Origin of the sequence: Flavobacterium sp. (assembly GCF_027531905.1) — a bacterium.
Lineage (GTDB): Bacteria > Bacteroidota > Bacteroidia > Flavobacteriales > Flavobacteriaceae > Flavobacterium.
The window spans coordinates 140,864-161,543 of record NZ_JAPZSU010000002.1; the positions used below are offsets into that span (position 1 = coordinate 140,864).

Consider the following 20,680-nt stretch of genomic DNA (forward strand, 5'->3'; position numbering starts at 1 on the left):
ATTATTTTAAAACAAAATAGTCGTTAATGATTTTAATGGCTTCATTTAAGTAATGATTGTTCTTTAATGCTTTGATTTGTGTTTCTTTGATAGTTCTTTCGGAGGGATAGACTTCTAAAAGCGACTCATTGAAAGAAGAGTTTTTTACATTCAAATTGATGCTCTCGTCCTTAAAAGAGCTAATGCTTTCCCATAGAGAAGTTACTGCTTTTTGTTCCTCGAAAACGGTATCAATTTGCATTGGAATAATTGTTCTTGGGTTTTTGACCAATTCATCAATTTTTTTGTTCATTCCAATGATGCTTTTAAAGTATGAACTCGAAAACACACGTTTTTGACTATTTTTAGCCAATTGATTGATCAATTTGTTTTTTACATAAGGCTTAAAAGTAATTGAAGTTGGTAATACATCGTTTTTGAAAGCTGTTGGATAATCCTTTTCTTTTTGAACGATTGATTCATAAATTATTGGAACTTGAACATCAGGAATCACCCCAATACTTTGATGGCTTTTGCCTGTAATTCGGTAGAATTTATTGATGGTAACCTTTACAAAATTTTCTTCCGCGCTTTCTAAGGGTAAAATAGTTTGCATGGTCGCTTTGCCGAGTGTGCTGCTTCCTATAACCATTGCTCGATTATAATCTTGCAAAATGGCAGCAAAAAATTCACTAGCCGAAGCCGAATTCCCATTAACCAGAATGATTACTGGACCTTTATATAAATAACCACGATAAGGATCTTGAATAACTTGCTGTTTTTTGGTGTTATCAACCACTATAGAAATAGGGCCGTGGTGTACAAACAAGCCTGCTAATTTTATAGCCTCTTCCATTGATCCACCTCCATTATCCATTAAATCAATGACTAAACCATCAATATTGTCATTTTGTAGTTTTACGATTTCTGTACCTACGTCATCAGCGCAACCTGTTTTGTCATTACTTTCAAAATTGGAATAAAAACTTGGAATTTTGATGTAACCAATTTTATTCTTGTCCTCAACAACATAGCTAAAAACAGTATTTTGCTCGTCTTTGATGACTTCTTTTTCAAGTGTTACGCTAAAACTTTTTTCTCCTTTTCTCTTGATCCCCAAAGTAATGATTTTATTGACGTCAGAAATGATTAATTCTCCAATTTCCTCTAGTGAGGCACAAGTAACTTTAAGTGTTTCTTTTTCGTTGGATATGGAAAGAATTTGATCTCCTTTTTTGAGTTTTCCATTTTTAAATGCTGGTCCATTGGGATCAATTTCATCTATGATGATTTGATTTTTTTCATTTAAAGTCACCAGGAATCCTAGTGATAGTCGTTCTTTAGATAATGAGGAAACAAAATTGGACTTACTGTCGACACTAAAATAATTGGTATGCGGATCAAAATATGTACAGAAAAAAGAATATACTTTTTCAGCAATCGTACTTTTTCGTTTGAGTTGATTATTTATTTTGCACATCTCATTTTGAATACCGATTTCTTTATAGTAGTCGCTGAGGGATTTGAAGTGCGTTTGGATAGAATCTAAATTTTTGCTGCTACCTGCCACTTCAGTTAAAACATCAAAGCGTATTTTTTTTCGCCATATTTTCTCAAAATTACTTTCTGTCATGTACACAGGAAAGGCTTTTTTATACATTCTGATGGTATCTCGAAAAGAAAAATCGATACTATCTGTTGCTAATTTTTCTAAAAGAATTTTGTTTCGAAGAAGTCCTTTTTTATAAATGTTTTCAATTGTGGAAATAAATTGACAATCTTCATTTTGTAGTAAATCATCAATTTTTAGGCGATAATTTTTAGCTAAAGAATCGTATTCTGATTTAAAAAAGAGATTACGAGCGGGATCTAAATCATTAATCAAGTTATCAAAAACAAAAACCGATAGACTATCATCTACCGGTTTAGGTTGTACATGCTCTTTTTGAATAAGTGCATTTATTTTGGAAATAATTTTACAAGCGGCAACATTATTTTGAGCCCATATTTGGCTAGAGAACACTAAGGCTACCAGTAAAATTTTTCTCATAATCGTTTACTTTTTGTAGAAAGGGAGTTTTACCACTTTGGCAGGAACATCATTCTTTCTAATTCTAATAAAAATTTCGCTATCAACCGCACTATTGGCAGTAGTTACATAGCCAAGACCAATTCCTTTATTCATAGAAGGGGACATGGTTCCAGAAGTTACAATACCGATTACAGCCCCAGTTGCATCTACGATTTCGTAGTCTTGTCTTGGTACAGCACGTTCTTGCATTTCAAAAGCCACTAATTTTTTGCTTACGCCAGCTTCTTTTTGTTTTTTTAAGTTTTCTGAATTTGTAAATTCTTTTGTGAATTTAGTAATCCATCCTAAACCAGCTTCTAAAGGTGAAGTTGTATCGTTGATGTCATTTCCATACAAACAAAATCCCATTTCTAAACGCAAAGTATCTCTTGCTGCCAATCCAATTGGTTTAATGTTGAATGCTGCACCAGCTTCGAAAACTTTGTTCCAAATACTTTCAACTTGGTCATTTTTGCAATAAATTTCGAAACCTCCAGAACCAGTATATCCTGTTGCGGAGATAATTACATCTTGAAAACCTGCAAATTCGGCTACTTCAAAGTGATAATAATTAATAGCCGATAAATCAATGGTAGCCAATGATTGCATGGCTGCTACCGCTTTTGGTCCTTGAATAGCTAATAAGGAATACTCATCCGAAAGATTTTCCATCACCACCCCTAAATCATTGTGTGAAGAAATCCAACTCCAATCTTTTTCAATGTTTGAAGCATTAACCACCAAAAGGTATTTTTCTTCTTCCATTTTGTAAATGATTAAATCATCTACAATTCCACCATCATTATTAGGCAAACAAGAATATTGGGCTCTTCCAATAGTAAGGGTCGAAGCGTCATTAGAAGTTACTTTTTGGATCAAAGCCAAGGCATTTGGCCCCGAAAGAATAAACTCTCCCATGTGTGAAACGTCAAAAACGCCTACACCGTTACGCACGGTTTCGTGTTCTACATTTACTCCTTCATAAAGAATTGGCATATTGTATCCTGCAAATGGTAGCATTTTTGCTCCTAATCCCTCGTGTATGTGCGTAAGCGCCGTATTTTTCATTGTGTGTTTTTGTATAAAAATTAGTGGCGCTAATTTATTGATTTAATTTTGGGTAACAAAGAATTCATTATCTATATTCATTTCTATATTTTTAAAATTATTGTAGTAAAATCAAAAATCATTATGATTTTGAAAAAAATGAATGTAGAATCGTACCTTATTTTGGCAATTGTCTATTCTAACCTGTTTTCGTTTTAAGAGAATAGAACGACGGCTAAATCCCAAATGTAAGAAGTAAGAGGCGTATATTGACCAAACTTATATGACCTTAAATGCCTTAAATGGTTAAAAAAAACAAGGATAGTTTGTATTAGTATAGACATTATGTAAAAAAGTAAAACCTACACAAGTCAGGGTAGAATCACTTTTTTAAATACGAATGCCCTGAACAATTTGCACACTACATTAATTAGTACTGTTTGTTTTTTATTCTGCTCATTGCTCTTTCTGTAAGCGCTGTAATGGTTAAACTTGGATTGACTCCGATATTTGCAGAGATCATGCTACCATCACAAATAAGCATGTTTTTGTAATTATAAACCTCATTATTTTGATTGATTACGCCTTCATTGGCATCTTTGCCCATACAGGCTCCTCCCAAAATATGCGCTGTAGTTGGGATTCCGAATAGGGCTTCGGTATTGACAACCATTGCTTTGCCATTGATAATAACTTCTACTTTTTTTGCCAAAGTTTGAGCGATGGGATTAAAAGCTGTTGGTGCGGGACCTTTGTCAAGTTGCGTTTTCAGAAAACCCCATTTGGAGCGTTGCATTTTTAGTGTTGATTCAATGCTTTCCATGTACAATAGAATTTGCGTTCTTTTGCTCCAATCATCTACAAAAAAGGTTTTGAGATAGGTTAAGGGTTGCTTTATAACGGCTAAAACCATTTTTGCTAATCGATTCACCAATGAATGTCCTTGAATCATTGGCGCCATTAATAGCCTCCAAAAGCCTGATCCAGCAGAATATTTTACGGGTTCTATATGTCGGTTTTCATCTATGTGCACAATTGAGCCAATGGCAATTCCGTCAGAGAAACTAATATCTCGGTCAAAAGTAGTGACTCCAATTAAGCTTTCAGAGTTGGTTCGAACGCCTTTTCCAAGCGTTTGGGAAAGATGGGGTAACGAAGTCGATTGTAGTTTGAGTAATAATTTTAGTGTTCCTAATACACCTCCCGAAAAAACGACTCCTTTTGCTGTAATTTTTTCTTTTTTTGGAAAGTACGAAAGCGAGTCTTTGAAGTAGATCTCGTATCCATCAGCGCCATTTTCGCTTAAAGGAACTACATCATAGACCTCTTTTTCTGCTTTGATGCTACATCCTAATTGTTGTGCTAAATACAAGTAGTTTTTGTCTAAAGTATTTTTGGCATTGTATCGGCAACCCAGCATACAACCACCACATTGTATACAACCAGTTCTATCAGGTCCTTTTCCGTCAAAGTATGGATCGGACTTTGTTACTCCATGTTTTCCGAAATAAACGGCTACATCTGTTTTTTCAAATGATTGTGGCTCTCCTAATTCGGAAGCCAATTGTTGCATTACTTTATCGCTTTTACTGTGGTAGGGATGTTTTTCGGCACCCAACATTTTTTTAGCCAAAGCATAAAAAGGAGCTAATTCAGTTTCCCAATCACATAATTCATTCCATTGTCCGGTCTTAAAAAAAGGTGATTTTGGAATGGGTAGTGTATTAGCATAAACCAAAGAACCTCCACCAACGCCAACTCCGCTTAACACGGCAACATGTCTATAAAAAGTGAGTTTTAAAATACCATTCCATCCTAATTTAGGTAGCCAAAGCCATTTTTTTAGATTCCAATTGGTTTTAGGGAAATCTTCGGCTTTAGTGAACCATTTTCCTTTTTCTATGACAACTACTTTATGTCCTTTTTCAGTCAAACGTAATGCCGAAACAGATCCTCCAAAACCACTGCCAATAATTACATAATCATAATCGAAAGATGTTGCCATGCTGCTGTTTTAGTAAATTTATTCTGTACGTATAGTAAACTTTTGAAGTTGATCATGCATAATGTAAAACCATAAAGGCGGAACAAAGGATAAGAGCATCATACCTGGATATCCCGTGGGCATTTGCGGACTTTCTTCGTGATGTCTTAATAATTGGTATTTTCTGCTGGCAATGTAATGATGATCCGAATGTCTCGAGAGTTCCAAAAGTAATAAACGCCCAATAGGATGATTGGAATTCCAAGAATGAATGGGTAAGGTCCGTTCGTAGCGTTCTCCTTTTTTGTTTCTTCTTAATCCATAATGTTCAATATAATTCACGGTTTCCAATAGCAAAATCCCAATAAATGCTCCTGCCAAAAAGTAGACCATTGTACTTAAACCAAAGATTCCAAAAATCAAAAGCAATAGCAATAGTTGCACGATTTGAAATCCTAGCATTTGGTTTTGGCTGCTCCAGAATGATTTTTTTACAATTTTCAACCGATTCGCTTCTAATCGCCAAGCCGAGAGCCATCCTTTAAAAATAGAACGAATATAAAAAGCATAAACCGTTTCGCCAAGTTTACTTGAGGCTGGATCTTCGTTGGTTGCCACATTTTGATGATGCCCTCTATTGTGTTCGATATAAAAATGCATGTAGAGCGAAGTGAGTAAAAGCATTTTACTCATCGTACGCTCTTTATTGGTATTCCTGTGTCCCAATTCATGCGCCGCGTTAATTCCTAAAACGCCGCAGGCAATACCATAAGCTGTGGTCCAACCGATCTTTGTTGCAGTATCATAATTGTCGGAGGACACTTGGAATAGAAAGAAAATTAAAATACCATATTGCAAAGGAACCAGTCCATAAAGCACCCAATCATATAAAGAATCCTTGGCGGCAATTTCCTCTTCAATTTTACTCAGATTATAGTCGTTTTTATTGGTGAATAATTCGAAAAGCGGAATTATCATAAAAATGAAAAAAAGAGCAAAATAGGACCAATAATTCGTTTTTAGTAGCGAAAAAATCACAACTAAGGGGGTAATGTAAACCGTTAGGTATTTCCATTTTATTATTTTCATACTTAGTACAATTGATTTAGAAGTTTTAAATTGAATTAACATATTTACTTCAAAGTGTTGTACAAATATGACCCAATAAATAGCATTTTTTTAGACGCTACCGTTTATTTTTTGATTTTAATTTGAAATTTCCATAGCCACTACCATTTTTTTGATTTCATCAAAATAGCTGACTAGCCATTCGTAGGTAAGATTGGTATCGGTAACTTGAAGATAAAAATTCTCGATGGTTAAGTTTAAAATGATTTTTGCTAAGTTTTTCTTAGTATTCAATCCCAAGGCTGCGGTCCAAATCGGTAATAAAGCTTCCTCAACGGGTCGGTTCGCTTCAAGAAAACATTTTTTGAAAACCGGATTATCTCTATGAATACGCAAATGTCGATTGAAAAGAATGTCAGTTTTTACCTTTATTAGCAAATGAATCAAATCAGGATCAATCGCTTTGCAGCTCATAGCTTCCTCAGCTATTGCTTTAGATTGTTTAAGGTGGTAGGCTAATAATTGATCGGTAAAAACTTCAATATCGGCAAAATGATGGTAAAAAGAGGATTTATTTTTGGCTACTTTTCTAGCCAATAATTCGATTTTTAACCCTTTGGGGCCATCATTAGCAAACAAATCGTAGCCTATTTTTATCCAAGGATCCTTAATTGTTTCTTTCATTATAAAAAATTAAAATACAATTGATGAAGTAATTATAATTGCATTAAGTAAAGTAAATATAGACCATCGATCTCTACTGCAAAACGCTTTGTTAAATAACGTCTTTCTCTTTTAATAACATACTTCTTTTTCTATTTTTTAAATAATGAAAAAATAAAAATTCACTTTGTAAAGTATCGATTAAGTCTAAATTTCAGAAAAGAATAAGGTCGCTAGGAAGTGATTTTTTTCTCTAATACCATAAAATCCAATGGTGCCGAAGTAAGGGCTTTATCTCCTTCACCAAAAGGAAAAGGTTCGCGCAATCCTGTATCTTCATAACCGTTTCGAAAATACCAAGCCAGCAATTCTTTTCGAATTCCTATTACAGTCATTTGAATTCTTGAAAGTTCAAGTTGTTGAGCGAGTTGTTCAGCAGCTTGAAGGAGTTGTTTACCAATACCACCATTTTGTAATTCGGGAGATACTGTTAGCATTCCCAAATACAACACTTCTTTTTTTGCAATTAGTAAGACGCTTCCAATGATTTTTTCGTTTTGTGTAAACTTTAAGATATAGTGATTTGACGATGTAATAATTGTCTTTAACTCTTCTTCTGTCGTGCGTGTTCCTTCAAGCAAATCTGCTTCGGTGGTCCATCCTTTTTTGGAAGTTTCTCCACGATAGGCTGAGTTAACTAATATCGATAGTTCAGCAGCATCTGCTATGGTAGCTTGAGTAATCATGAGTTATAAATAAAATGGTTTTTGTATTATTCTTTGGGTAAAGGCGCGCCAACGGCAATGTCACAACGGTGTTTTGGCTGTCCATGCGGTGGATTCATACCTTCTGCTGTCGGGGTTGCTTCGGGAGTAGTGGCCAAAAGTGGCGGAACAGCATTTGTAGCACTAGTGACGGTAGGAGTAGAGACAATTGTTGTTTTTTGCGCCGGTGCAGTTTTTGCTGCTGGTGAATTAAGTGGTGCGCCCACTGGAATATCACATCTATGTTTAGGTTGTCCGTGTGGTGGATTTATCCCAGGAGGAGTGACTATTTTGGTTGTTGTAGCAACCGCATTTGGATTCTTCACCATAGTGTATTTGTACTGATACATAACACTTTCCTTTTTTTCTTCTTTACCGACATAAGCGGAATTATTTGAGGCTGTCGGTGGAGCAGCAGTCGCAGGAGCGGTAGCCATTTGTGTAAAAGGAACTACATTGGTTCTTTCGTTGGTTGAGGCAGTTTCTTCTTCTTTTTTACATGAAAAAAGAAGCAAAGAAGACAACAGTAATAGAGAAAAAGACGCTTTCATGATAGTATCGTTTTAGAAAGTTCAAATATAGTTTTTTTAGGAATTCACTGTTACCTTAAGTTTAAATTTAAAAGATAGCAAAAAATGATTTTTAGTAAGAATGCAATTGTTAGCCAAACAATGTCTATTTTTGAAACAACACAATATAGCACTCGTATGAATAAACAACTTCTTTTAGGAATTCTTTTCCTAGTTTTAAGCACGGCTGTATCGGCGCAAAAAGGCAAAACTGCAGTTGCAACCGATTTAAACGCTCATTTTAAAGCAGCCAAATGGCGTTCTATTGGTCCCTTTCGTGGTGGACGATCCGTTACGGCTACTGGAGTTACATCAGATCCATCGACCTATTATATGGGGACTACAGGAGGTGGTTTATGGAAAACACAAGACATGGGAGTAAGTTGGTCTCCTATTTCGGATAGTTTTTTTAAAACGACTTCGGTGGGCGCTATTAGTGTAGCCGAAAGTGATCCTAATGTGATTTATGTGGGAATGGGCGAACACGCTGTAAGAGGCGTAATGACCCATCATGGTGATGGAATGTACAAGAGTACTGATGCAGGGAAAACATGGAAAAAGATAGGATTAGAGGCTACACAGCATATTGCCCGTATTTGTATTGATCCTAAAAATCCAGATATTGTTTATGTAGCGGCTCAAGGGGCACTTTACGGTAAATCTTCTGAGAGAGGAGTTTATAAAACAACAGATGGCGGAAACACTTGGCAAAAAGTATTGTTTAAAAACGATCAAACGGGTGCTGTTGAACTTTCTATGGATGCCACTAATTCAAGAATTTTATATGCTGCCCTTTGGGAACACGGAAGAAAGCCTTGGCAAGTAATAAGTGGGGGAGCAGGTAGTGGTCTCTATAAGTCAGTCGATAGTGGACTTACTTGGACTCCTTTAAAAGAGGGGCTTCCTACGGCAATGGGAAAAATGGCAATAGCAGTAGCTCCTTCCAATCCCGAAAAAGTATACGCGCTAATTGAAAGCGATTGGGAAAAAGAAGCTGGTGGATTGTATGTTTCTAATGATGCGGGGAAATCTTGGTCTCAGGTGACTACAGATCATCGATTGATCCAACGAGCTTGGTATTATATCGAGTTGTTTATCGATCCGAATAACGAAAATACAATCTACGTAATGAGTGCTCCAGCGATGCGCTCCACTGATGGTGGAAAAACTTGGGAAGACATTTCCAAAACACATGGAGACTATCACAACTTATGGATCAATCCTAAAAACTCCAATAATATGATTATTGCTGATGATGGAGGAGCTGCGATTAGTTTCAACAAAGGCAAGTCATGGAGTAGTCAAAACATCTATGCCACAGGTCAGTTTTACCGAATAGCGGTAGACAACCAATTTCCATACAATATTTACGGAGGACAACAAGATAATACCTCGGTTAAAATCGCCAGCAGAAACCTAAATGGCTATGGCATATCCGAAAAAGAATGGACTGCTTCGGCTGGAGGCGAAAGTGCGTTCTTAGCTTTTGACCCCGCCAATCCTAGGTTTGTTTTGGGTGGAAGTTATCAAGGAACCATCGAAGTATTGGATACGCAAACCAAAACCAGTACCAACGTTATGGCAGCGCCAATTTTGTATTTAGGACGCGATGCCAAAGACATGAAATACCGTTTCAACTGGAATGCGCCTATTATTAGAAGTAGGCATGAACCCAATACTTTTTATCACGGCTCTCAATTGCTTTTAAAAACCGAAAATTTAGGTCAAAGTTGGACAGAAGTTTCTCCTGATTTGACCCGAAACGAGAAAAGCAAACAAGGAAAACCAGGAGTCCCTTTTACTAATGAAGCCGTTGGAGCTGAAAACTACGGAACCCTAAGTTATATTCAAGAATCCGCTCTAGAAAAAGGAGTAATATATACCGGTAGTGATGATGGTTTGGTACATGTAACTAGAGATGGAGGTAAAACTTGGCAGAATGTAACTCCAGCTAATTTGGCAGAATGCCTAATCAACGCCATTGAAGTGTCTCCTTTTGATAAGGCGACTGCTTATGTGGCAACGACACGATACAAGTTCAACGACCACGCACCAGGATTATACAAAACCACAGACTATGGTAAAACGTGGAAAAAAAGCAACGAAGGAATTCCAGCGAACGCTTTTACCCGCGTTGTTCGCGAAGATGACACCGTAAAAGACCTATTGTATGCCGGAACCGAATTAGGGGTATTTGTTTCTTTTGATGGCGGACTGCATTGGCAATCTTTTCAAGGGAATTTACCGCTAACACCTATCACTGATTTGAAAGTACATCAAAACAATTTGATTGCATCAACTTCTGGAAGAGGGTTTTGGATTTTAGACGATTTAAATCTCATCCGTGAATTTGCGAAAGATAATACATCAGGGAATACCCAAAATGACACTTTCAAAATTTTTACTCCTAATCCAACCTATTTAACCAATAGCGGAAGCGAATTGGATCAAACCGATGCCGAGTTTACTGGTATGGGAACTACACGAGGTGTAAATCCAGCTTCTGGAGTAGTGCTGTATTATCAATTACCAGAATTGAAAGAAACGGATGAAGTCAAAATTCTAATCAAGGATAAAGCTGGAAATACGATTCGAACTTTCAGTTCAAAAGCGGATACTGAATTCAAATCCTATGATGGTGGTCCAAAAGCGGATGCTGTACTGTCTAAAAATAAAGGCCTTAACCGATTCGTTTGGGACTTGCGATATGCGGCATTACTTGGGAATCCAAATGTATATATTGAAGGAAGTTATGAAGGACATAAAGTTGGTCCTGGTGAGTATACGATTGCAATCAAAACGCCAACGCAAGAATTGACCACTCAAGCGAAAGTGTTGGCCAATCCTTTGTTTGAAGCCACAGACCAAGCGTATCAAGAATACCACGCGATTAAATTCGAGATGGAACAGGCTTTCAATGAAATGCAAACCTTAATTAATACGTTATACTCGAAACAACAGCAATTAACAACATTAACCACACAATTGGCCACACATCCCGAACAAGCTACAACACTAGCAGAAGGAAAAAAAGTGCTACAGAAAATGAAAGCTTGGGACGAATTGATGGTGCAAAGAAAATCAAAGGCTTATGATGACGTAGAAAACTTCCCCAATAAGTTCAATGCCGATTTCTTATACCTAATCAATCAATCCGAAAGCGTTGTTCCAAAAGTGACGCAACCCGTAAAGGACTTGTGGAAGGAATACCAAACCAAATGGCAACAATTAAAAACCGAAGGCAATCAAATCCTCAATCAAGAATTGCCTGCTTTCAACAAAAAATTATGGGAAGCTGGCGTAGGAGGAATTTGGACCAAATAAGATAAATGACTTTGAGCTTAAGGCAGTGAATGGATTCCGTTCACTGCCTTTTTTTATGATTTTACTTCCTTTTTTAGCAATGCAATTTGCCCTAAATGATAATGAAAATGCTCAATTAGACCAATTAAATTTCTATAGTAGTTTCCATATTTTGATTCTACAAAATCCTCAAAAAGACAACTATCCGGCAATTGTTCAATCAATGTCGCAAAAAGTTGTACTTCTTCCCAAGATTTATTTTTCAATTGTTTCCAATCTGCTTCGCAAGTAATTTTAGGGCTGTCAAAGCTAAATTTGTCTTTAATGTCAAGACTTCCACCTTGCAAAACCGGAATCAATCCAGCTATATAATAATTGCAATGAAACAGTAAGGTGGCAATGCTATTCCCTTCTTTCAAAGCAAAATTCGCTTCTTGCCAACTCACGTCAGCCAATTGGTCTTTAAAATTTGAGGTGGCCCAATTCCCACCAAAATAGACCTGTTTTAAATGCAATGCAATTTGTGAAGTTAATAAATGACTCATAATGTATTGATTAAATGAAGTTAGTCTTTTGTCTAATCCAATCCCTTATCTAAAGTATGATTCTAAGAACCGTGTTTGTATCTTGGTTAAATATACAGAAAAACAAAATTTTTAACGATGGAATTTATGAATACGATTCAATTGGATTTCCTTTTCTAGCAGAACTTGGTAGACAATTGCATCAAAAAACAAAGCAATAATCTAGTTTAAGGTCAAGGCTCCTAAAATTTCCTCGAATAAGAAAGGGCCTCCAGGGTATTTCGCGGTATAATCCAAATTCATCCATACTTGTCCGCGTTCATCGATGTGATAATGCAATTGTTTCTTGGCACTTTCTCTCGGGAATAGTTCGTTTTTGATTAAATAATTCACTTTTTCTAAATCTTCCATCGAGCCAATTAAGATTTCAGGATAAATGTGCCCTTTGGTGTGAATTAATCTTGGAGTGCCACCAATTGCTCTAACACAAGCTGCCATAAGTATGGAATGGTCGTCACAATCGCCAGAGAAATACATCAAAGATTCTGTTGCTGTAGCAATATAATCGCCTTCTTTAGGGTCGTGAACGTAATTCCAACGCGAATTGATTTCCTTGAAAACAGCAAAACACTGAATAATGGTTCTGTAATCGCTATATCCTTTTAGATTTCGAAAGTGTTTTGTAGTAGCCATAATGGCAAAATTGCGCACTTTTGGATTTTCATATTCAATGGCGCTCAAAATCTTTGATTTATTGGGAAAGGGAAGGAGTTTGGCAATAATAATGTCTTGAGGGTAAGGACTGTCAGACATTGTATAGACCATTGAATTGTAATCTTCAACGACGCTATTAAATCCGTAATTTCCAAAAATGCTCCCGTAAATAAGAACAAAAAAATAAATCAGAATGACAATCATCATAAAGGTTCGCATTGCATTCAGAACGAAATGAATAGCAATGAAGACCAACAAGAATATAAGAATTCTGTCTAAATTAAAAGGCCAATTGAAATCAATAACATTGTGATGAATAATGATGAAAACAGGGAAGGTGATGACCAAGTTCAAAAAAGATATAATAATAATGTCCCAAGGTTTCTTGACTTGAAGTTGGGTTTTTAGCTTATTTAAATCAATTTTTTTTTGGTCTATCATATCTTAAAAAAGGAGTACGATTATACCACTTTTACTATTTCAGCAAATGTACTTTTTTTATCAATAATTCCGAGTTTTAACAATTGATTTTGGACATTGTTTAACACATTTTCACTTAACTGATTTTGTGACCATTCGGTTAAAGCCAACCATTTTTCAAGGTCTTCTTCTTTTTGATGAAAACGTACTGCTAACTTTTCAATGATATTCGGTAACGATTTAAAATTTAATGTATTGAAATTAATTACTTCAAGTATTTTTGCAATTACATCAGGGTTTTGATTTAGAATTTCTTCTCGAACAGCAACAACAAAACAAGGCCAAGGTGTGGGACAATCAGCAATTCTCCTGAAAATTCCTTTGTCTACAAGTGGTTGGGTCATAAATCGTTCCCACATAAAGTAATCAGCAGTACCTTCGGTCAAAGAAGTGACAGCTCCATCAATCGTATTTACAATTTCAAATTTCAAGGAATTAGCGTCCCACTTTTGATTACCAGCATTGACATACGCCATTAATTGAGAACCAGAGCCTATTCTTGAAATGGCGGCTTTGGTGCCTTCAAGTTGCGCTAAGGTCTTGTATTTGGATTGGGCTGCTACGTGAATTCCCCAAATTAATGGAGTTTCAACATACACTTGAACTATTTTTGAAGGATTGCCAGCGGTGATGTCTTTTACGATACCTTCGGTTAAAATAATAGCAATATCCGTACTTCCATCGCGAAGCATTTGGCACATTTTACCCGTCCCTTCTGGAACATCTGTCCATTGCAAATCGATGGCTGCTTTTTTAAAATCTCCATTTTCTATGGCTAAATGCCAAGGTAAATTAAAATGTTCTGGAACACCAGCTATTCGTATTGTTGTCATTTATTTTTGATTTGGATTCAATAGTTGCCACCATTTCCAATTGATGCCATCTTCAGCCGTATATTCTTCTATAAACTGCATTCCGCATTTGCTTAAGATATGATTGGAAGCACCATTTTGGGTGTGGGTGTAAGCATTCATTTCTTGTATTTGCATTTCATTAAAACCATACTCCAGCCAAAATTTTGTGGCTTCGGTGGCGTATCCTTTGTTCCAAAAGCGCTCGTCCAAGCGGTATCCATAATCGTAAAAGTTGGTGTTTCCGTTTTCTATATGGTCGTTGATGAATTTAATACCTGTCCAACCGATAAATTGTCCGTCTTCTTTTAAAAAAGTAGCAAAACGGCCAATTTTATTGGTTGCATATTGTTTTTGAAGCGATTCAATCACCGGATAGATTTCTGTAATATCTTGAACGGGTTTGTTCCATAAATATTTATGAACATTAGGATTGGAATCCATAAAAAACATGGCTTCGGCATCGTCAAGCGTAAATGGTCGCAGCATTAATCGGTCAGTTTCGAGAAGTACATCCATTTGTGGTAATTATTGGGCTAGTTTATTGAGCGTATACAAAATAAGTTCGTCTACGGCTTTATAAGGATCTTGGCTAAAAGTACCGTTGGCGCGGTTGGCAATGATGGCATTCATAGATAAGCAATGATGTCCTAGTAACTTACCGAGTCCATAAATAGCACTAGTTTCCATTTCTAGATTGGTAATGCGATGCCCTTCAAAACTAAAGGAATCCATTTTAGAATTCAATGCTGAATCTTGAATTCCTAAACGCAACACACGTCCTTGTGGACCATAAAAACCACCAGCTGTTGCCGTAATTCCTTTATGAATTTGTTCACTTTCAATTAATTGCTCCAACTCAGTGGAACAACCAATAACATAAGGTGTTCCTTTTTTTAAATCCCAGTGGGTATGTTCGATAAAGGCTTTTTCCAAACGAGTTTCAGAAATTGAATCAATCAAATAGGAGCGAAGCATATTGTCTAATCCTAGTCCGTATTGCGCCATCACAAAATGATCTACTGGGATATCAGCTTGTAGAGAACCTGAAGTTCCAATTCTGATGATTCGTAACGCTGTTAGGGTGTCTTTTATCTTTCTGGTTTTTAAATCGATATTGACTAAAGCGTCGAGTTCATTGAGTACAATATCTATATTATCTGGACCAATTCCAGTAGAAATCACACTAATTCGCTTGCCTTTATAGGTTCCGGTTTGCGTTTTGAATTCTCTTTTTTGAACGGTAAACTCAACAGCATCAAAGTGCTTAGTGATTTTTTCTACTCGATCTTGATCACCCACAAACAGAATTGTAGTTGCAATTTGTTCTGGCTTTAAGTTAAGATGATAGACACTACCATCAGGGTTGAGTATTAATTCGGAATCTTTTATCATAACAAAGCCCCCTATCCCCCAAAGGGGGAATGCCTATTAGAGGTGAATAGGTGTAGTTTATATTAATTATCAAGTATACTATTCCCCCCTTGGAGCAATTATATTAAGTTAAGAAATAATCAATAATTTGATTGCTGATTTTTGATTAACGATTTTTGATTTCGGATGTATAAGATACTGAAAATCATTTAATTTTTTATTCACTTGCTCCAAAATCTAAAATCAAGAATCGTTAACCTTCAATCTAAAATCTCTTAACTTAATTATATTCCCCCTTCGGGGGTTAGGGGGATTTACCCTCCAACTCTTTTTGTTTTAAAGCCTTTCTCTTTTAAAAGGGTCATAATTTTATCGCGGTAATCCCCTTGAATGATTATCGCTCCTTCTTTGAAAGTACCGCCAACACTCAATTTTGTTTTTATTTCTTTGGCTAGAATTTTGAAATCTTCATCGGTTCCTTCGTAGCCTTCTATAATCGTGGTGGCTTTGCCTTTTCGTTTTTCGTATTTACAAATCATCGGTTCTTTTTGCACGTACAATTCGTGCGCTACTTCCTCGAAAGGTTCGTCAGGAAGGGGTTGATAATCTGGAAAAAGATGCTTTAATTGGTCTTGTAAATCCATTTTTTGTGTGTTTTGTGTATGTTTTTGAACGCTGATGCCGCGGATTTTTCAGATTTATGAAGTCTTATTTTCTATTATTTTGATATACTTTTCTAATGAATTCAGGTTTTTTGCCAAAATTTAAAAGTAAACCAACTTCACACGAAGTTGCTTTTAAATAATTCAATATTTGAAATTCATTCGCTTCAACCAAATAATCTTGCGCTTTTAATTCTAAAATTACTAAATCATTTACAATAATGTCGGCAAAATAATCCCCAACTTCAATCTCTTTATAATAAACTTTGATTTTCTTTTGAGCTTCAACGTGAAATCCATTTGCTTTAAGTTCATAATACAAAGCATTTTGATACACTCTTTCTAGAAAACCGTATCCTAACTCATTATAAACTTCAAAAAATATCTTTAATATTGATTTGGTTAATTCTTGATGTAAAATACTACTCATAAATAATTAATCTGCGTAAATCTGTAAAATCTGCGTTATCCGCGTTCCTTTTTTTTATAAAAACAAAAAGACATCAAGCGAGCTTGACATCTTTTGTATTGTATAAAAGTAAAAAAATTATTTTTTGATTAAACCCAAATCCACCAAACGCTCATATAAATAATCGCCAGCAGTGATATCATCAAACAATTTAGGGTGTTGGTCATCGATACAATTTTCCAAGCAATTCAGCTTCATATCGCTAACAGGATGCATGAAAAACGGAATAGAATAACGTGAGGTTCCCCATAATTCTCTTGGAGGATTCACTACTTGATGAATGGTTGATTTCAAACGATTATTGGTGTGACGGGATAACATATCACCAACATTAATCATTAATTCGTCAGGTTGTGCCATAGCATCAATCCATTCGCCATCGTGATTTTGCACTTGCAACCCTTTTCCTTGAGCCCCCATTAGTAAGGTAATCAAATTAATATCTCCGTGAGCTGCTGCACGAACGGCGCCGTCTTTTGGCTCATCTGTAATTGGAGGATAATGAATAGGTCGCAAAATGCTATTACCATCTTTTACATATTGGTCAAAATAAAATTCATCCAAACCAATAAACAAGGCTAATGCTCTTAGTACATAAACTCCTGTTTTCTCCAACATTTGATAGGCTTCTTTTCCAACTGTATTAAAATTGGCTAATTCTGAAACTTCAACATTGGCAGGATATTCACCAGCGTATTTTGAACCTTCGCTTACATATTGGCCAAAATGCCAAAATTCTTTCAAATCTCCAGCTGAGCGTCCTTTGGCATGTTCTTTTCCAAAAGAAATATAGCCTCTTTGTCCACCAATACCTGGAATTTCATATTTTTCTTTTACTTCGAGAGGAAGTGAAAAAAAGTTACGAACTTCGGTATACAAGTTCTCCACTAATTCGTCATTCAAAAAATGACCTTTTAATGCTACGAAGCCTATTTCTTCGTAAGCTGTTCCGATTTCATTTACAAATTTTTGTTTACGTTTCGGGTCATCCGAAAGGAAATCACGCAAGTCAACACTAGGAATGTTTTGCATATTATTTGAATTTTGATAATTTAGAAGCTTTTTAAACTTCTAGTTACAAATGTAAAGAATATTTTCAATTCTGACTTTTTAAAAAATCATTTGAAAATCAAAAAATATAACAAAAATAATCAAAACTGTTATATTTTTATATCTTTGAAGCACTCATAAAAATCGAAAACCATGACTTTTGATAGAAAAGAACTTAGCAACGAACAATTAATTAGTCTCTATGAAAAAATACTACTTCCTAGACTTATTGAGGAAAAAATGTTAATCTTGATACGACAAGGTAAAGTATCCAAATGGTTTTCAGGCATTGGTCAAGAAGCTATTGCTGTAGGTATTACCGCTGCTTTAGACCAAGATGAGTATATTTTGCCAATGCACAGAAATTTAGGAGTTTTTACAGGAAGAGCTATTCCTTTACACCGATTATTTTCTCAATGGCAAGGTAAAGCAAATGGTTTTACAAAAGGTAGAGATCGCAGTTTTCACTTCGGTACCCAAGAATATAAAATTATTGGAATGATTTCGCACTTAGGCCCTCAATTGGGAGTGGCCGATGGGATTGCTTTGGCCAACACCTTGAAAAAGAATAATAAAATTACAGCTGTTTTTACAGGAGAAGGAGCGACAAGTGAAGGCGACTTTCACGAAGCTTTAAATATTGCTGCTGTATGGGATTTACCAGTTCTTTTTGTAGTTGAAAACAATGGTTATGGTCTTTCTACACCAACAAATGAACAATACCGTTGTGAAAACCTAGCCGATAAAGGAAAAGGTTACGGTATGGAAAGTCATATTGTAGATGGAAATAATATTTTGGAAGTTTTTACTTTGATTAGTGAATTAAAAGCTTCGATGGTTGAACGTCCTCGTCCTATTTTACTAGAGTTTAAAACCTTTAGAATGCGAGGTCACGAAGAAGCAAGCGGTACTAAATATGTTCCTCAAGAGTTGATGGATTTATGGGCAGTGAAAGACCCTGTTGCGAATTATAAAGACTTTTTACTTCAAAATGGCATTCTTACAGAAGCAGAAGATGCTGAAATCAAAGCAAAAATAAAACAGGAAATCGATACCGATTGGGCTTTGGCGAATGCCGAACCAGAAATTGAAGCTAGTTTCGACGAAGAGTTAAATGATGTTTATAAACCCTACGTTGTAGAAATTGTTGAACCATCAGGAGCTACTGAAAATATTCGTTTTATAGATGCCATTAGTCAAGGATTAAGACAATCCATGCAGCGCTTTGAAAACTCAGTTATCATGGGGCAAGATATTGCTGAATATGGTGGAGCTTTTAAAATAACTGATGGTTTTGTGGCTGAATTTGGTAAAGAACGTGTTCGGAATACGCCTATTTGCGAAAGTGCAGTAGTCTCTGCCGCTATGGGATTGTCCATTAATGGGTATAAAGCCATAATGGAAATGCAATTTGCAGATTTTGTGTCTACAGGTTTTAATCCAATAGTAAATCTTTTGGCTAAATCGCATTATCGTTGGTTGGAAAAAGCCGATGTTGTTGTCCGCATGCCTTGCGGTGGAGGAACTCAAGCTGGGCCTTTTCATTCGCAAACCAACGAAGCTTGGTTTACCAAAACACCGGGATTAAAAGTAGTATATCCTGCTTTTCCTTATGATGCCAAAGGTTTATTAAACGAATCGATTAATGACCCTAATCCTGTTTTATTTTTCGAACATAAATTATTATACCGTTCAATTTATCAAGAGGTTCCAAAAGAGTATTACACGCTTCCTTTAGGTAAAGCAGCTCTTTTAAAAGAAGGGGAACAAATCACTATTATTGCTTTTGGAGCCACTGTTCATTGGGCATTGGAAACCTTGGATAAAAATCCACAGCTTAGTGCTGATGTGATTGATTTACGAACCTTGCAACCGTTGGATACCGAAACTATTTTTGCTTCTGTAAAGAAAACAGGAAAGGCAATTATTGTTCAAGAAGACAGTCTTTTTGGCGGAATTGCAAGTGATTTGTCCGCATTGATTATGGAAAATTGCTTTGAGTATTTGGATGCGCCTGTAAAACGAGTAGCCAGTTTGGATTCGCCAATCCCTTTTACTAAGGCGTTGGAAGACCAATATTTGCCCAAAGGCAGATTCGAAAAAGAATTGCTGGATTTAATAGCTTATTAATAACAAAAGGGTTGCTTATATTCTAGAATATGAGCAACCTTTTTATTTTAATAAAGACAGAAACTTTTCTTTTATTAAGTTTATTTCAGCCGAATGTTCGTTTTTCTTTCTTGAAGCAAAATAGAGTTTATTTATCAAAGGATTATTTCCTTCCCAAATTAATTGAATAGTGCCATTTTTAATTTCATTTTTGCAAAATAGATCAGGAACAACGGCTAAACCCATACCAGAACTTAAACAACGAACAATAGAATTGATATTAGGCACAATATAATTAGGTCTAAAATCAGGATTTTTATTAAAGTTTATTTGCCAAAATTTTCGCAAATGCTCCATATCTCCTGTGTTTCCATACCATTTTTGCTGTTTTAACCATTCTTCTACTTCATGTAAATTCTGATTTTTAAGTATTGCATTAAACTCATTGCTATCAATATCTTTTCCTCCAATCAAAACAATGGTTTCCTTAGAAAACTCTTGATAATCAATTCCGTTTTTAACTACCATTTGCGGAGTTATGATAAGGTCTAATATTCCTTTTTCTAAACTTTCTATCATCTCGGGATACAATCCAAATTGAATAATAATATTAAAAGGCAAGCTTGAAATAAACTGTTCTAAAGTGATTTGAAAGGTTTCAAAACACATTCCTACGCTTATGGTTGGTGTGTTTTTTTCGGTGCTTCGCTGAAACATCTTTTCTGCTTCTTCTAGTTTATTCAATGCTTCAGCGATAAAATTGTAGAGCACTTTTGCTCTTTCCGTTGGAATCATTTTTCTACCACTTCTTACAAATAATTTATATCCTACATAATTTTCTAAAGCACTTAAATGCAAACTTACGCCAGGCTGAGAGATGAATAGCACCTCTGCTGCATTCGTTAAAGTTCCTGTTTTATAAATCGCTTTAAAGGTTCGATACCATTCAAAATTCACCATAACTATTATAATTATAATACAAAGGTATGATTTATATTG

18 protein-coding genes are annotated in these 20,680 nt (G+C 35.7%); 2 read left to right on the plus strand and 16 right to left on the minus strand.

Going from position 1 to position 20,680, the window contains the following annotated elements; translation table 11 throughout:
- Position 1 precedes the first annotated feature (1 nt).
- The 7 genes from O9307_RS00820 to O9307_RS00850 form a co-directional block, all read right to left on the minus strand.
- A complete protein-coding gene (locus O9307_RS00820) occupies positions 2–2,029 on the minus strand; it encodes a S41 family peptidase (protein WP_298294269.1) in 2,028 nt (675 codons plus the stop codon).
- 6 nt (positions 2,030–2,035) lie between these two features.
- Positions 2,036–3,118 carry a glycine cleavage system aminomethyltransferase GcvT gene (gene gcvT / locus O9307_RS00825; protein WP_298294272.1) on the minus strand — a complete coding sequence of 361 codons (1,083 nt, stop codon included), beginning with the start codon at positions 3,116–3,118 and terminating at the stop codon, positions 2,036–2,038.
- 409 nt (positions 3,119–3,527) lie between these two features.
- Positions 3,528–5,102, minus strand: a complete 1,575-nt coding sequence (locus tag O9307_RS00830; RefSeq protein ID WP_298294275.1) for a GMC oxidoreductase — start codon at positions 5,100–5,102, stop codon at positions 3,528–3,530.
- A gap of 18 nt (positions 5,103–5,120) precedes the next feature.
- Positions 5,121–6,170 (minus strand): alkane 1-monooxygenase, encoded by a 1,050-nt coding sequence (locus O9307_RS00835; protein ID WP_298294278.1) that lies wholly within the window; start codon positions 6,168–6,170, stop codon positions 5,121–5,123.
- A 117-nt stretch (positions 6,171–6,287) separates the two neighbouring features.
- Positions 6,288–6,833 (minus strand): TetR/AcrR family transcriptional regulator, encoded by a 546-nt coding sequence (locus O9307_RS00840; protein WP_298294281.1) that lies wholly within the window; start codon positions 6,831–6,833, stop codon positions 6,288–6,290.
- Positions 6,834–7,045: 212 nt separating this feature from the next.
- Positions 7,046–7,558: a GNAT family N-acetyltransferase gene (locus tag O9307_RS00845; protein WP_298294284.1), complete on the minus strand. Its 513-nt coding sequence runs from the start codon at positions 7,556–7,558 to the stop codon at positions 7,046–7,048.
- Between the two features lie 26 nt (positions 7,559–7,584).
- Positions 7,585–8,127 carry a hypothetical protein gene (locus O9307_RS00850; RefSeq protein ID WP_298294287.1) on the minus strand — a complete coding sequence of 181 codons (543 nt, stop codon included), beginning with the start codon at positions 8,125–8,127 and terminating at the stop codon, positions 7,585–7,587.
- Positions 8,128–8,283: 156 nt separating this feature from the next.
- Between O9307_RS00850 and O9307_RS00855 the strand changes: the two genes are divergently transcribed.
- A complete protein-coding gene (locus O9307_RS00855) occupies positions 8,284–11,469 on the plus strand; it encodes a glycosyl hydrolase (protein ID WP_298294290.1) in 3,186 nt (1,061 codons plus the stop codon).
- A 53-nt stretch (positions 11,470–11,522) separates the two neighbouring features.
- Here the strand turns inward: O9307_RS00855 and O9307_RS00860 are convergent, their stop codons facing one another.
- The 8 genes from O9307_RS00860 to O9307_RS00895 all read right to left on the minus strand — a co-directional run bounded on the left by O9307_RS00860 (position 11,523) and on the right by O9307_RS00895 (position 17,554).
- Positions 11,523–11,993, minus strand: coding sequence for a DUF1572 domain-containing protein (locus tag O9307_RS00860; RefSeq protein WP_298294293.1), 471 nt, complete (start codon positions 11,991–11,993; stop codon positions 11,523–11,525).
- Positions 11,994–12,194: 201 nt separating this feature from the next.
- Positions 12,195–13,127, minus strand: a complete 933-nt coding sequence (locus O9307_RS00865) for a transglutaminase (RefSeq protein WP_298294295.1) — start codon at positions 13,125–13,127, stop codon at positions 12,195–12,197.
- Positions 13,128–13,147: 20 nt separating this feature from the next.
- Positions 13,148–13,999 carry a substrate-binding domain-containing protein gene (locus tag O9307_RS00870; protein WP_298294298.1) on the minus strand — a complete coding sequence of 284 codons (852 nt, stop codon included), beginning with the start codon at positions 13,997–13,999 and terminating at the stop codon, positions 13,148–13,150.
- The gene (locus O9307_RS00875; RefSeq protein WP_298294301.1) at positions 14,000–14,536 is read right to left on the minus strand and encodes a GNAT family N-acetyltransferase; all 537 of its coding nucleotides are present in this window, start codon (positions 14,534–14,536) and stop codon (positions 14,000–14,002) included.
- A 9-nt stretch (positions 14,537–14,545) separates the two neighbouring features.
- Complete coding sequence (locus O9307_RS00880) at positions 14,546–15,412, minus strand: nucleoside phosphorylase (RefSeq protein WP_298294304.1); 867 nt, start codon at positions 15,410–15,412, stop codon at positions 14,546–14,548.
- Positions 15,413–15,705: 293 nt separating this feature from the next.
- On the minus strand, positions 15,706–16,035 hold the full coding sequence (locus tag O9307_RS00885; protein ID WP_298294307.1) for a translation initiation factor: 330 nt from the start codon (positions 16,033–16,035) through the stop codon (positions 15,706–15,708).
- A gap of 64 nt (positions 16,036–16,099) precedes the next feature.
- Positions 16,100–16,483, minus strand: a complete 384-nt coding sequence (locus tag O9307_RS00890) for a GxxExxY protein (RefSeq protein WP_024981221.1) — start codon at positions 16,481–16,483, stop codon at positions 16,100–16,102.
- 117 nt (positions 16,484–16,600) lie between these two features.
- Complete coding sequence (locus O9307_RS00895) at positions 16,601–17,554, minus strand: 2-oxoglutarate and iron-dependent oxygenase domain-containing protein (protein ID WP_298294315.1); 954 nt, start codon at positions 17,552–17,554, stop codon at positions 16,601–16,603.
- Between the two features lie 171 nt (positions 17,555–17,725).
- Here O9307_RS00895 and O9307_RS00900 point away from each other — a divergent pair, with 171 nt between their 5' ends.
- Entirely contained in the window at positions 17,726–19,702 is a 1,977-nt protein-coding gene (locus tag O9307_RS00900; RefSeq protein ID WP_298294318.1) for a dehydrogenase E1 component subunit alpha/beta, read from the plus strand.
- A 42-nt stretch (positions 19,703–19,744) separates the two neighbouring features.
- Here O9307_RS00900 and O9307_RS00905 read toward each other — a convergent pair whose 3' ends face one another.
- Positions 19,745–20,641, minus strand: coding sequence for a LysR family transcriptional regulator (locus O9307_RS00905; RefSeq protein ID WP_298294321.1), 897 nt, complete (start codon positions 20,639–20,641; stop codon positions 19,745–19,747).
- Positions 20,642–20,680: the final 39 nt, after the last annotated feature.